The organism is Alcaligenes nematophilus, from assembly GCF_026344155.1.
Taxonomy (GTDB): Bacteria; Pseudomonadota; Gammaproteobacteria; order Burkholderiales; family Burkholderiaceae_B; genus Alcaligenes; species Alcaligenes phenolicus.
Map to the genome: position 1 here is coordinate 175197 of NZ_JAPKMZ010000008.1, position 13348 is coordinate 188544.

Annotated in this window: 14 protein-coding genes; 5 read left to right on the plus strand and 9 right to left on the minus strand. The window is 57.7% G+C overall.

Going from position 1 to position 13348, the window contains the following annotated elements:
- Positions 1 to 67: 67 nt before the first annotated feature.
- From OSH04_RS18930 to OSH04_RS18955, 6 genes are all read right to left on the minus strand, one after another.
- Positions 68 to 1075, minus strand: coding sequence for a YeeE/YedE family protein (locus tag OSH04_RS18930; protein WP_266109069.1), 1008 nt, complete (start codon positions 1073 to 1075; stop codon positions 68 to 70).
- Between the two features lie 33 nt (positions 1076 to 1108).
- Positions 1109 to 2404, minus strand: coding sequence for an NAD(P)/FAD-dependent oxidoreductase (locus OSH04_RS18935; RefSeq protein WP_026484494.1), 1296 nt, complete (start codon positions 2402 to 2404; stop codon positions 1109 to 1111).
- A 2-nt stretch (positions 2405 to 2406) separates the two neighbouring features.
- Positions 2407 to 2760 (minus strand): c-type cytochrome, encoded by a 354-nt coding sequence (locus OSH04_RS18940; RefSeq protein ID WP_052159242.1) that lies wholly within the window; start codon positions 2758 to 2760, stop codon positions 2407 to 2409.
- A gap of 165 nt (positions 2761 to 2925) precedes the next feature.
- Positions 2926 to 3252: a thiosulfate oxidation carrier complex protein SoxZ gene (soxZ, locus tag OSH04_RS18945; protein ID WP_009461038.1), complete on the minus strand. Its 327-nt coding sequence runs from the start codon at positions 3250 to 3252 to the stop codon at positions 2926 to 2928.
- A 13-nt stretch (positions 3253 to 3265) separates the two neighbouring features.
- The gene (locus OSH04_RS18950) at positions 3266 to 3769 is read right to left on the minus strand and encodes a thiosulfate oxidation carrier protein SoxY (protein ID WP_009461036.1); all 504 of its coding nucleotides are present in this window, start codon (positions 3767 to 3769) and stop codon (positions 3266 to 3268) included.
- On the minus strand, positions 3756 to 5084 hold the full coding sequence (locus OSH04_RS18955) for an FAD-dependent oxidoreductase (protein ID WP_035269189.1): 1329 nt from the start codon (positions 5082 to 5084) through the stop codon (positions 3756 to 3758). Before OSH04_RS18955 ends, OSH04_RS18950 begins: the two co-directional genes overlap by 14 nt.
- A 404-nt stretch (positions 5085 to 5488) precedes the next feature.
- Here OSH04_RS18955 and OSH04_RS18960 point away from each other — a divergent pair, with 404 nt between their 5' ends.
- Entirely contained in the window at positions 5489 to 5698 is a 210-nt protein-coding gene (locus OSH04_RS18960) for a cold-shock protein (protein WP_009461028.1), read from the plus strand.
- Positions 5699 to 5790: 92 nt separating this feature from the next.
- Here the strand turns inward: OSH04_RS18960 and OSH04_RS18965 are convergent, their stop codons facing one another.
- Positions 5791 to 7143 carry an ATP-binding protein gene (locus OSH04_RS18965; protein WP_060186959.1) on the minus strand — a complete coding sequence of 451 codons (1353 nt, stop codon included), beginning with the start codon at positions 7141 to 7143 and terminating at the stop codon, positions 5791 to 5793.
- A 12-nt stretch (positions 7144 to 7155) separates the two neighbouring features.
- Complete coding sequence (locus OSH04_RS18970) at positions 7156 to 7818, minus strand: response regulator (protein ID WP_021446792.1); 663 nt, start codon at positions 7816 to 7818, stop codon at positions 7156 to 7158.
- 252 nt (positions 7819 to 8070) lie between these two features.
- Between OSH04_RS18970 and OSH04_RS18975 the strand changes: the two genes are divergently transcribed.
- From OSH04_RS18975 to OSH04_RS18990, 4 genes are read left to right on the plus strand one after another with little or no spacing between them, the layout of a single operon-like run.
- Entirely contained in the window at positions 8071 to 9666 is a 1596-nt protein-coding gene (locus OSH04_RS18975; RefSeq protein ID WP_031232271.1) for a cbb3-type cytochrome c oxidase subunit I, read from the plus strand.
- Entirely contained in the window at positions 9663 to 10313 is a 651-nt protein-coding gene (locus OSH04_RS18980; protein ID WP_009461016.1) for a cbb3-type cytochrome c oxidase subunit II, read from the plus strand. Before OSH04_RS18975 ends, OSH04_RS18980 begins: the two co-directional genes overlap by 4 nt.
- A gap of 8 nt (positions 10314 to 10321) precedes the next feature.
- Positions 10322 to 11137, plus strand: coding sequence for a c-type cytochrome (locus OSH04_RS18985; RefSeq protein ID WP_035269192.1), 816 nt, complete (start codon positions 10322 to 10324; stop codon positions 11135 to 11137).
- Between the two features lie 21 nt (positions 11138 to 11158).
- Complete coding sequence (locus OSH04_RS18990; RefSeq protein ID WP_247965659.1) at positions 11159 to 12247, plus strand: c-type cytochrome; 1089 nt, start codon at positions 11159 to 11161, stop codon at positions 12245 to 12247.
- Between the two features lie 41 nt (positions 12248 to 12288).
- Here OSH04_RS18990 and OSH04_RS18995 read toward each other — a convergent pair whose 3' ends face one another.
- Entirely contained in the window at positions 12289 to 12462 is a 174-nt protein-coding gene (locus OSH04_RS18995; RefSeq protein WP_266109070.1) for a hypothetical protein, read from the minus strand.
- Positions 12463 to 13348 lie beyond the last annotated feature (886 nt).

Below are 13348 nucleotides of genomic sequence, written 5' to 3' on the forward strand. Positions count from 1 at the left end.
AATGTCAGGCGGAGCTCGCCTGGGCCTTCTGAAGCACCGTCAATCAAGCCCTTATTGAAACACGGAGTCAGGCGCTTGGGCGGGTCCAGGTCAGACGTGCACCGACGATAATGCCCAGCACCGCCAGCAAGGAGGTGGCCGACAAGGTGGACAAGCCGGTTAAGCCCTGGCCTATGGTGCAGCCCAGGGCCAGCACGCCACCTACGCCCATCAAGGTACCGCCTGCCATGGAGCGCAGCATGTGGCGGGGCGACTCAAAACCTTCCAGCTTCCAGCGGCGACGCAGCAGGGCGCTCAGCAAGGAGCCGGCCACCACACCCACCACAATCATGATGGTAAAGCGCGGGCTCATGCCGGTGGAGATCATGGCGTATTGAATGCTTTCCCCAATCGGGGCGACAAAGCTCAGCGAGCTGACGGGTAAAGGCTCGAAGGGATCATCGCCCAGCCAGCCGGTAGTCAGCCAGCCTGCCACAATCAGCAGCCCTACAAATGCTCCGGCCAGCAGGTCATTCAGGCGTTGGCCGTCCTGGCGACGCAGTAAGGCAAAAGCGATCAGGGCGGCGACGAGGAGGGCAATCACCATAGAGCGGAGGGGACCCTCGGACAGGGTCGCTGCGGGCAAGGTGACACTGCTGGCTTGGGCGATGCTCATGCGCAGCGGCGCCAGCAGGCCCGTCAAGGTGACATAGGCGGCGATACCCAGACAAAGCACGACGACAAAGGAGCGCAGATTTCCCTGTCCCAACAGAACCAGAGCTCGGGCGCCGCAGCCATTAGCCAGGGTCATGCCTGCCCCAAAGAGCACACCGCCAAGCGGCACCAGCAGCCAGGAGAAAGTGGGGTTCAGGTACAGGACCTTGTCCAGACTGATCAGCCCGTAGCCCGCCGCCAGTTGTGTCCCGGCCAGGGCCACGGCCAGCGCCAGGGCAAAGCCCTGAAGCTTGTAGCCGCTACGCCCGGACCAGCGCTCGGTCAAGCCACGATAAAAGCAAAAACCACTGAGCTGGCCACTAATGCCAAAGAGCAGGCCAATGGCCAAGCTGACCCACAGTACAAGTTCTGTATTCATCATGTGCGCTGGATGTTAGGACCGGGTTGGAACCACTTAGCCTTTGGTGCCCCAGATGTCGCGACTGATCGCGGCATACCAGGCCTCGCCATACTGGGCTTCCTGCTTGCGAAAGGCCGGGCTGGCTTCTTTAGGGCTGACCCCGCCGGACGCTTCAGCCAGCTTGTCATCGGCAAAGGCGTACAAGTGCCCCACAGAAATGCCATAGTCGGGAGCGATCAAACTGTAACAGGTATTGCTCAGTGTGGCCTGTGGCGCAGGCTTGCCGCTCAAGGCATTAATGATGGCAGCCGCTGCCAGCTTGGCTTGCGTATTGGCAGAGAAACCGGACTTGGGCATGGGCGAGGCAATGGTGGCATCGCCCACCACGTAGATGTCCTTGACCTGCTCGGACTCGAAGGTATGCGGGTCAATTGGCACCCAGCCGCTGGCGTTGGTGACACCGGCCTGTTCGGCAATGGCTCCGGCTTTTTGTGGCGGGATCACGTTCAGCACATCGGCTTTGTGGATCTCGCCAAACTCGGTTTCCACGCTCAGCTTGGCGGCATCCACGCGCGTGACTTTGCCGTCTTTGGAGAAGGGCACCCATTCGATCATGTCGCCATAGACTTGTTTCCAGCCATCCTGGAACAGGCCCTGTTTGGAGAAGCTGTCTTTGGCATCCAGAATCAGGATCTTGGATTTGGGTTTGTTCTGCTTGAAGTAGTGAGCCACCATGCTGGCGCGCTCGTAAGGGCCGGGCGGGCAGCGGAAGGGGTTTTCGGGGGCTACCATAATGAAGGTGCCGCCGTCGGGCATGGCATCCAGCTGACTTTTCAGCAAGCGGGTTTGATCGCCCGCTTTCCAGGCGTGCGGGGCCAGCAAGGAAGCGGCTTCGTCATAGCCTTCCAGCGTGTTCCAGCGAAAATCAATCCCGGGTGAGAGCAGCAGCTTGTCGTAAGACAGCTTCTGGCCCTTGGCCAAGGTCAGGGTTTTGGCCTGGGAGTCGACCGCAGTGGCCAGGTCGTGAATGACATCGATACCGGCTGCGCGCAAATCATCAAAGCCGTGGCCCTGCTGTTCAAAACGGCGCAAACCGGCCAGATACAGATTGGTGAACGGGCAGGTGTAAAAGGTGGTGGCCGGTTCAATCAAGGTGACTTTCAGGGATGGATCACCGCGCTTCAAGTAACGGGCAGCGGTTGCACCGCCAAAGCCGCCACCGACCACAACGACATGGGCCGAGCTGCTGCGCGCGTACACAGGCAGGGTGCTCAAGGCCAGACCAGCCACACTGGTTTTACCGACACGGCTCAGCCACTGGCGACGGGAGGAGTTCAAGGGTGTGCTCATTCTTAACGTCCTTCCGCAACGCTGCGAGGGGTGGAGGAGACTGCAGAGAAATAACGTGCCAGGGCTTCCAGATCCGCATCCTGGTAGCCTTTGACCAGGCGACTCATGATGGTGGTGCCAGCCGGAGGCGTATCGGAGGCAAAGGCGCGCAGTTGCTCCAGCAACACCGCTTCGGGGCGGCCAGCTAGCGAGGGAATGATGGTCGTGGAACGCCCATCCGGGCCGTGACAGTTCGCACAGGAGCTGGCCACCGTTTTGATGTCCAGCGTGGAACTGGCCCAGGCCGGTGCGGTGGCACTGCTGGCCACGAGCAAGGCGGGGGCAAAAAGGAGACGACCTACCAGAGAGAGGGACATGGGCATTCTTCTTGTCAATGTGCATCGTTGTAGGAAAGGACGCTCAGCGTAGCATTCCCCTTACGCCCACCTTGTATGACTATATAGAACACTGTTATGAACTCAGCGCCCGTTAAGGGCGCTGAATGGGGCAGGTCAGGGGGCCGGGCTGGAACTGGTCCGCAATCAGTCGCTGATGCTCAGCTCCGTCTGGCCGGTAATGACAGCGCCTTGATCGTCCGTCCAGCTCATTTCCAGAGCGCCGGAACGTCGTGCGACAAAGGTAAATTCAATGTACGGGTTTTGGGAAATCGCGGTTTCCGGCTGCCAGTTGAACAAGGGCTCGCCGTTAAAGGTGGCCTTGAACTCGTGGATGATGTTGCGCGGCACAACCTGGCCTTCCTTGCTCAGGCGCAGACCGCTTTCCATACGGTGTTCGACCAGGGCGCGCACGCGCACAATGTCGCCCGCCTTGGGCTTGGCATTGCTGATCCAGATACGTGGTTTACTCATGAGTGCCCCTTGTTTACATGCCGCAGCCGCCAGCAGTCACCGTGATGTGATGCTGGGCGCTCAGGACGCGGCCATCGCTTAACCGTGCCAGGGCGCGGATGGTTTGGGTTTCAATCAGGCGCAGGCGAACTGCGACTTCTGTTGTTCCGGCCAGGGCGGTGAAGTTGAAGCGGCAGGCCAGCGGATGCGGGTTGCCCTGGGCCAGAATGATCAGCTCCTGGCAATACAGCTCGTCGCTTGCGGGCAAGTCCAGCACCACTTTGACGGGCACTGCGGCGGGGTTGTCGCCCAGAGCGGGCATATCCAGCTTCATGCCTTTTTCTTCTGGGCTGGCGCCTTTCAGGAACTCGTCCACAATGGCTTGGACCTGGGCCGCAGTGGCCGGTTTCAGCAATTGATCAAAGGCAACTTGCGCATGCAGATTGAGGGGCAGCCACGCGGCACCCAGTCCGGCGGCACTGCCCAGTACAAGCTGGCGGCGGCGGACAAAACGGGAGGGAAGTTTAGAGGAAGTCATTGAAACGGGTCTTGATCCACTGGAAGTCTTCTTGAACAAGGTCGGAGGTACGGACATCCATATCGATCTGGGTTTGCAGAACCTTGCCGCTTGCGTCCAGCTCGTATTCAAACTTGACCGAGATTTCTTCTTGCGGATCTCCGTTGACCATCATGTAGCAAAGATTATCCGGCAGCACGGGCACCACTTCCTTGCCCGCGATACGTTCGGCCAGGTTCTGGGAAACAATCTTGGCTACGGCGTGTGCCACGTGGGCGCTCTTGGGGTAGTGGCCGAACTGGTCGGAAATAAAGCCCATGGAGTCCCCCACCACGTAGACATTGTCGTCGTCGCGGGCAGTGAACAGGCGTGGGTCAATATTGGCCCAGCCCGTGGGTTTGCCATCGGGGCCTGTACCGACCAGGCCTGCGTTCCAGACCATATCGGCGGCCTGGTGCGGGGGCATCAGCACCGCGTCGTCAAAATCAAAATCGCCGGCGGTGGTCTTGATGTGCTTCTTGAAGGGATCGACCTCACGCACTCGGGCATTGGGGACGTGGGTGATGATGTCCGGGTACAGCTCCTGGAAGGCTGCGCGGTATCCCTCGCCAATCGGGGCAATGGTGGGCTTGGGGTCCAGAATGATGATCTTGCCTGGAATCTTGTTGGTCTTGATATGCCAGGCCATCAAACAGGCGCGCTCGTAGGGCGAGGGCGGGCAGCGATGCGGTGGCGGGGGCAGCGTCATCACAATGGTGCCGCCCTTGAAGGCTTTGAGCTTGTTCTTCAAGGCAAACATCTCGGCATTCGGGATGTAGGCGTTGGGAAAGTGCTGGCGGGTGTATTCCGCCGCGTAAGTGTCATTGCCAAACCAGGCATCGTAGGCGTTGCGTATGCCGCCCGACAGAATCAGGTAGTCGTACTCCAGCGCGCCTTGGGTCGTGCGCACGGTTTTCTTGTCGCGCTCGATGGCGGTGACTTCGGCATGAACCAGGCTGTAGCCGTATTTGATGGAGGGCGCCAGCATGTCGTGGTTCAGGAAATCCGTGTTGACGATGTCAATCAGCCACTTGTTGCTCATGGGGCCGGACCAGAACGTGGGGTTGCGTTCGATCAGCACCACTTGTGCCTGGGGCACCAGCTTGGACAGGTACTTGGCGGCCGTCATTCCGCCCCAGCCGCCCCCACAAATGACAATGCGCGGGCCCTTGGTGTGGCGCGGCAGGATCTGGCTGGTGTTGGTAATGATGGCGGGGGCCGAGAGGCTGGCAGAGGGCAGAACCAGGGTTCCAAATGCGGCAGCCGGCGTGGCCAGCAGGAAGTTTCTACGATTCATTGTATGTTCCTCGTGATCATGACATGACACACGTCAATCAGGATAAGTAGACCGCTAAGTGCGAGCCAGTATAGCCAAGAGTGCTTTGATTGCGTGGGGATTTTTTATAGGCTGAAGTGAGTTGTTCAGGCCTCAAATACCGTTTGGCGCTGAAAGGGCGGCGCTTTTCCCCAGGCGTTCTTGTGTTGGAGATGGCAGGGGCAGCTGGCCCGGACATGGTGCGCAGTGGCATCCCGGATGCAAGGGCGGGGCTAGACAAACAGGATGGACAGGCTCAGGAAACAACAGAATTTCCGGATTTTTACAATTAAAAAGTAACGGAGCTATCTTTGTGGACGCAATCGGAGGATAGTTCAGGGAGAGAAAATTTTTTTCTCTGATCGTTATTACATTTAGGACTTATTTTGAAGACAGAAATTGGTATTGTGAAGTGGTTCAACAGCGAAAAAGGCTTCGGATTCATCGTGCCGGAGAACGGCGGCAAGGATCTCTTCGCACACCACAGTGAAATTCAGGGAACCGGGTTCAAAACTCTGGAAGAGAACCAACGCGTTTCCTTCATCGAAGGTGCAGGCCAAAAAGGCCCATGCGCAACTAAAATCCAAATTCTTTGATGATGGGCTTGCCTGAAACAGGCAAGCACCGCGTCAAACAGAAAGGCCGGACCCTCATGGGCTCCGGCCTTTTTTTATTGCGTGGCTTGGTTTCAGTTGCCCTGGTCGGCAAGGGGCACGGTCAGACGCGCTTCCAGTCCGCCACTTTTGCGATTCAGCAGCTCCAGCGTTCCGCCATGCTGGGTGGCGATAGCGTTCACAATCGACAAGCCCAAGCCATAGCCCGCCTGTTGTTGCGAGCCGCGCCAAAAACGGTTCATGGCCAGATCCCGTTCGCTGTCGCTTAATCCGGGACCGTGGTCCAGCACCCTGAGACGCAGATAGCCCGGCTCTCCTGCTTCAATCCGCAGGCTGATCGGTTGCTGAGCTTTGGTATAGCGCAAGGCATTGTCGATCAGATTCTGTACGGCCACTGTCAGCAGGGATTTTTCAATCTGCACCGGGCCGGGTTTGCTGCGTATATCCAGCGTGATCTGGTCTATGGTGTCGCCGTAGATGGCTTTAAGGGCATGCAGGGCAGCGTATACCGCCTCGTCGGCCTGGCTACTTTCCATTCGGGCGCTTTGCCCGTCCAGCCGTGCCAACTCCAGCAGCCGCTGCAAAATGTTCTGTAGCTGTTGCACGCCCTGGTCTGCCTGGCTCAAGGCCGTATCCAGCGTGTTGCGTTCTCCAGGACGTTGGGCAGCCAGATGGGCAACTTGAATATGGGTTTTGATTCCCGTAAGGGGTGTACGCAGTTCGTGGGCAGCGCTATCGGTAAAGCGGCGTTCGCGCATGATGGCGGCTTGTTGCCGCTCCAGCAGTTCTTCAAGGGTTCGCAGCAAGGGTTGCAGCTCAACCGGGACGTTGACTTTGGGCAGTGGGCTGTCATCCCCGGGACGACGGCGCGACAGCATGTCCCGAATTCGCTCCAGGGGAGCCAGGCCGTGACCGATACCAACCCACAAAAGCAGCAGGCTGCCAAACAAGGCCACGACAAAGGGCAGGCCAGCCGAGAGCATGATTTCCCGTACCAGTGCTTCGCGTATTTCTATGCTGTCGGCGGCAGCAATCTGAATATGGCCTTCGCGCAGCACAAAGGTGCGCCAGCGCTTGCCACCATGCACGTGCGTGCCAAAGCCCAAAGCCACTTGTGACATATCCGGGCTACCCGCAGTTCGGCTGACCGCCTGAATTTCTACTTCGCTGCGCACCACACTGATTTCGCAAGCCACCCCATCGCGGGCAATGATGTCCAGGGGGCGCTCTGCGGATTGGGCCAGCTCCTGCAAGTTTGGAAATTGGGCAACCAGTCCGGCCACCATGCGGGCCGATGCTGCCAGTCGGCTATCCAGCGCTTCACGCAAGGAGTGGCGTGCATCCATCAGCATCCAGGTGGCGACCGCACTCCAGAGCACGGTCAGGGAAATGCCGATAACCAGCAGCAATCTAAGGCGTAGGCTCATGGTGTGAAATACCTAACCGGCAGGCCCCAGTTTGTAGCCCAGGCCCCGCACGGTCTCGACAATATTGCTGCCCAGCTTGCGGCGCAAATGGTAGATGTGCACATTGATAGCATTGCTTTCCAGATCCTGGTCGTAGCCGTAGACACTGTCGCACAGTTGTTCGGCACTCAGGATGGTGTGCGGTTTGCTGAGCAGGGCACGCAGCAAGGAGAGCTCGCGGCGCGCCAGACTGACCGGCTTGCCGTCCAGGGTGACATGGCCGGTGGAGGCACAGAAACTGAGCCGCCCATATTCAATGCAATCTGTTTCGTGGCCCGCTACACGTCGTGTCAATACATGCAGGCGTGCCAGTAGCTCGTCCAGGTCAAAAGGTTTGATGACATAGTCATCGCCCCCACCCAGCAGCCCTTCAACCCGGTGATGCAGGGCGTCGCGAGCCGTCAGAATCAGAATGGGCAGTTTACGGCCTTGTTCGCGCCAACGCCGCAGCAGCGTCAGCCCGTCCTGATCAGGCAAACCCAGATCCAGAATACAGACATCAAAGTGCGAAGACAGCAAGGCCGTGTCGGCCAGGCTGGCCGTGCCCACGTGGTCCACGGTCAGCCCATGCAGTCGCAAGCCCGCCACAATTCCGCTGGCGACGAGCGCATCATCTTCAACAAGTAAAACGTGCATTCTCCCCCCTGTGGTAAATGCGGCTTGTGCAGGCAAAGCCTGATGTTTATTACGTTTCGGCGTTCATGTTAGCAGTCTTGAGGGCAGGGGCGAGAGGGAAAGTTCTCTTAATTTGGCCTTAATCCTGATCCTCTACTGTGATGTAGATTGCATTGCATTTGTATCTCGGTACTTACTTTTTTAATAAAACCGGCTTGGGCAATGACGTTTCTTTAGGCTTAGCCGCATGACAGATATCGGGCATTTATTCACATGACTCCTATATTAGGAATATTACTGGCGACCAGTTTTGTCGCCTCTTTGGTGGCACTGGGCATTCTTGTCTGGGCCGTGGCAAACAAGCTGATCTTCGTTGGGAAGAACGAAGCTGAGACCATCTTCATGAAAGGTGAGCTTGGTCAGCCGGATGATAGTGCTTCCTTTGGGGGGGAGAACGAAGCACAGACGCATCGCTTTGACGTTTTGCGTGCCGGTATTGACCGCAGTGGTCGGGGGCCGGTTCTGCTTCTGGTCACGGTCGGGATTACCTGGCTGCTGATCGGTTCGGTGTTTGGCGTGATGGCCTCGCTGAAATTGCATTGGCCCGATTGGCTGGCCGACGTGGCACAAGTGACCTTTGGTCGTGCGCGTACCTTGCACCTGAACATCGTGGCTTACGGCTGGTTGTCGGTGACCGGGATTGGCGTGGCCCTGTGGTTGTTGCCGCGTATTTTTCATACGCCTTTGCGACGTCCCAATATGGTGTACTTCGGCGCCGCCTTGTGGACCCTGGGGGTATTGGGCGGCACGATTGCCGTGGCCAATGGCTGGTCCGACGGGATCGAGTGGCTGGAATTCCCCTGGCAGATCGACATTCTGTTGGCAGTAGGGGGCTTTTTCCTCGCCTGGCCTGCCATTGAAACCGCCGCCAACCGCAAATCGCGCCACATCTATGTGTCGGGCTGGTATTTCCTGGCCGGCATGGTCTGGTTTCCGTTCCTGTTCCTGGTCTCCAACATCCCTGGCCTGCACATTGGTGCTCAACAAGCGACCGTGAATTGGTGGTTTGCTCACAACGTGCTGGGGCTGTGGCTGACGCCGATGGGTGTGGGTGCGGCGTACTACATCATCCCCAAGATCATCGGCAAGCCCGTGTATTCCTACAACGTGTCCTTGCTGGGTTTCTGGAGTCTGGCGCTGTTCTACAGCCAGGTCGGTATTCACCACTTGATGGGCGGTCCGGTGCCAACCTGGGCCGTCACCTTGTCCGTGGTGCACAGCATCATGATGTTTGTGCCGGTGATTGCCGTGGCCATTAACCAGCACGTAACCGTTGCGCAGAACCTGTGGGCCTTCAAGCAATCCATGGCCCTGCGTTTCGTCTGGATTGGCGCGCTGATGTACACCTTGTCCTCCTTCCAGGGTTCGCTGGAAGCCATCCGCTCGGTGAACTCGGTTACGCACTTTACGCATTACACCGTCGGTCACGCTCACCTGGGGGCCTACGGCTTTGTGTCCATGGTGATGTTCGGCACGCTGTACTACATGATGCCGCACATTCTGGGACGTCGCTGGCCCTTCCCGGCTCTGATCAAAACCCATTTCTGGCTGGTGACGGCAGGCTTCACGATCTACGTGCTGGCTCTGAGCATTGCCGGTGTGGTGCAGGGCATGGGCTTGATGGACCCAGGTTCAAGTTTTGGCGAGATCACTCGCAAGATGGTTCCGTATCTGGAAGCCCGCTCCATTGGCGGCACCATGATGACACTGGGCCATTTTGTCTTTGCGGCTCACTTTGCCTTGCTCTTGCTGCGCAAAGGTTCCGCTGTTAATGCGACTCCTACACTTGCTCGGGCAGATGCGTCATGAATCGACTCTTACCTTTACTAATCGGGGCCATTGGCGTGTTGCTGCTGGCTACCTTGATGCTGGTGATTTTGCCAGCCTGGCAATTGCGTACCTCGGAACCGCCGGAGCAGTTGCAACCCTATACCGCCCAGCAACTGCTGGGGCGTGACGAGTACGTGGCCAACGGCTGTTTGTACTGTCACAGCCAGCAGCCACGCTCTACCGGTCAAACCCTGTTTGATACGGCACGTGGCTGGGGCCGTGCGTCCACACCGGGCGATTACTTTTACGATTCGCCCCACCTGCTGGGCACCATGCGTACCGGTCCGGACCTGTTTAACGTCGGTGCGCGCATGAAAAGCCGTGACTGGCATTTGACCCACCTGTATCAGCCCCGTGCGATTTTTGACTGGAGCCTGATGCCGTCCTATCCCTATATGTTCGAACTGAAGGACCAGGTTTCCGAAGGCGATGTAGTGGTGCGTTTGCCAGAGTCCCTGCAGCCTGCGGGCAAGCATGTGGTTGCTCGCAAGGAAGCGCTGGACTTGGTGGAGTACCTGCTGGCTCTGGATCGCACCTATGCGACCAGCGCGCAGGAACTGGATAAACGTGACCGTGGCTACGATCGTCGCCCCGCTGAAGCCTCGACGGATTCGGGCGCTAAATAGGACAAGTCATGACAATGGAAAAAGTTTCTAGTTCGCCCCAGGTCGAGAACATCGACCCCACCTTCGAGCCGTGGGAGCCGCCGCGTCCCATTCCAATCTTCCTGTTGGCTGTGTTGTTCGCGTTGGCCTTGGCCGGTGTGGGTCTTTACCTGCACGATCTGGCGCCACATGCCGCAGCGGACAAGCCGACCGCCGCTATTGTTGCTTCCAATGCAGGTGGCACCCCTGTGGTGCCAGCCATTCCCGCATTGAAGGATGCGCCCGTACTGGTGCATTCGGGGCAGGGCAGTGTGTGGAGCTGTGCTTCCTGCCACGGTGAGGCCGGTGAAGGCGCAGGCATCACTCCTCGTTTGGCCGGTATACCCGAGGCGTATCTGCTCAAGCAACTGGAGGATTTTGCTCAAGGTACACGCCTGAACGAGTCCATGCAGTACGTAGCTCGCGGTTTGAAGCCTGAGGATATGAAAGAGCTGGCTGCTTACTACGCCAAGCTGCCTGCTCCTGCCATTAATGTGCCCAGTTCGGAAGCGAACCTGGCCCGTGGCGAAGCCCTGTTTCATAAAGGGGACTGGAAGCAGAACGTGCCTGCATGTATCAGTTGCCACGGCAGTCAGGGTGAAGGCGTAGGTACGTCTTTCCCGCCGTTGGCTGCGCAACAGGCCGAGTACTTGTTCAGTCAGTTGTCGGCCTGGAAAGGCGGCCATCGTCACAACTCGCCGCAAAGCCTGATGGATGACATCGCATCGCGCTTGTCCTACGAGGACCTGTATGCGGTTTCCTATTACGCCGCCTCGCTGCCAGCCAATGGCAAGCAGGCGAAATAAGATCAGAACAGAGAGCTTTTTATGAAAGACACTCAAAAAAATGGTCGCAGCAAATCCACCATGTCGGGTGGACGCAGACTGGCCTGGGGGGCCGGTATTGGTGTGCTGCTTTTTGCGATTGGCTATGGCATGAACGCCAAGGGCTGGTTGTCCTTTTCCCTGGGTTCGCCCGACAAGGGCACTATCCAGGTTGGCGAGGCCACCTATAGTCGTGAGGCCATGGAAGCCGATCGCAAGGCACAGAGCAAGGACAAGCATTCGGTCACGGCTGGTATGCCGGTAGGCGCAGATGGTTACTACGTGCCACCGCCAGAGAGCAGCATTCCGGATACGCCGTATGGCGAGGCGGTTCGTCGCGGTCACAAGATCTTTATGGAAACCTCGACCACGGTGTCGGATCACGTGGGCAATACCTTGGCTTGTGTGAACTGCCACCTGGACGGTGGTCGTCGTGAACACTCTGCGCCTATGTGGGGAGCCTATGTCAGCTATCCCGCCTATCGTGCCAAGACCAAGGCGATCAGCACGCTGGAAGATCGCATCATTGGCTGTTTTACCTATTCCATGAATGCGCAGGCTTCGCCCTCGGGTGTTGCGCCGCCCGCTGGCAGCGACGTGTATCGTGACTTGATGACTTATATGTACTGGATGTCCGATGGGGCGCCTACGGGTCAGAAGTTGCCGGGTGCTGGTTTCCCCAAAGTTAAAAAGACTGAGCTGGGCTATGACGTAGCACGCGGTAAAGAGGTCTATACCAACAACTGTGTCTTGTGTCATGCGGTCGATGGCCAGGGGCAGAAGGATGCCGAAAGTGGCGTGGTGTTCCCGCCTTTGTGGGGCCCCAACTCGTATAACTGGGGTGCAGGGATGGCTCGTATTGATACGGCTGCTGGTTTCATCAAGGCCAATATGCCTTTGGGTAAACCGTTCTCCTTGTCCGATCAGGATGCCTGGGACGTAGCGGCTTACATCAACAGTCATGAGCGTCCCAAGGATGCTCGTCAGAAGGGGACGGTTGAGCAAGCGCGTGTGGAGTTCCATGATGGCGAGGAAAGTTACTACGGTAAGGAAGTGAACGGCGTGATTTTGGGTGGGGGCGTGGAGAAGTAAGCCTTTGGCCTGTTTGCTGTTTGTTTGAAGATGAGACCGCCTCAGTTTCTTTTGGGAACTGAGGCGGTTTTGTTTTGGGCTTCTTCTTCTTCTTCTTCTTCTTCTTCTTCTTCTTCTTCTTCTTCTTCTTCTTCTTCTTCGTTTTCCTGAGTGTTGAGGAGTGGGGGGGGGTGGAGCAGGAGGGTTGGGAGATAAGGAGTGCAGAGAGCCTGCATGTTTAGATAGTGACTCGTGAAAACGCCGGTCTGGGCCGGGGGGCCGTCCTCCGGGCTTGGCTCCTTGCCGGTGCTGCGCACCGGTGCCCTGGTCAGGCTTGCTATTCGGGCGCATCCTGAACTCGCGAAAGTGCCTTGTCCCCCGGACAAGGCACAAGCATTTCGCTCAAACAACAGGACGCTTGAACCCCGAATAGCAAGCCCGCCTGCGGCAAGAAGCCTGAATCGCCCAGAGGACGACCCCCCGGCCCAGACCGGCTCACAATGACTATAAAACTGAGACTTCCGTCCTTTTGGGGCCTGGCTGTATGTGGCTTCTTTCTGCTGCTCTAAGTGCGTTGGGAGCTGGAAGGGTGTCGAGGTTTGCTTGTTGACCGTCACTTTCAGCAGTTGGCGGGTAGAGGGTGTGGGGGATAGAAAAATAGGAGTCCACTACTAGCTATCGAGTGCCTGGTGTTTTTATGGGAGTATGAATCTTGCTGAGGATATCCTGGCCTAACAAGCAGTCGTGCGTAATCTTGAGCTTGTCGTTTGTTTTTGAAGCCGAAGCGCTCGTCATGATGGTTGTTCAGGTAGGCATAGATACCGCGAGAGACGAGGCCAGTACCGACATTGACGAAGACAGGTTTGTACGTCATCAGACGTAGTGTCATTGATTCCGTGTTCAAGGCGAGTCGAACATCAGCCATTAGCGATTAGCGATTAGCGATTAGCCATCAGCACTCAGTAAACAATAAGCAGCAATCAGTTGCCGCATAAGGATTGTCTTTGCAAATAATCGCTGAGAGCTGTTTCGGTCCTGCTGGGGTGTTGGGGCGATTCAGAGTACTGGCCGCAGGCGAGGGCTCGATCGGGGGTACAAGCGTCCTGCTGTTTGAGCCGGACG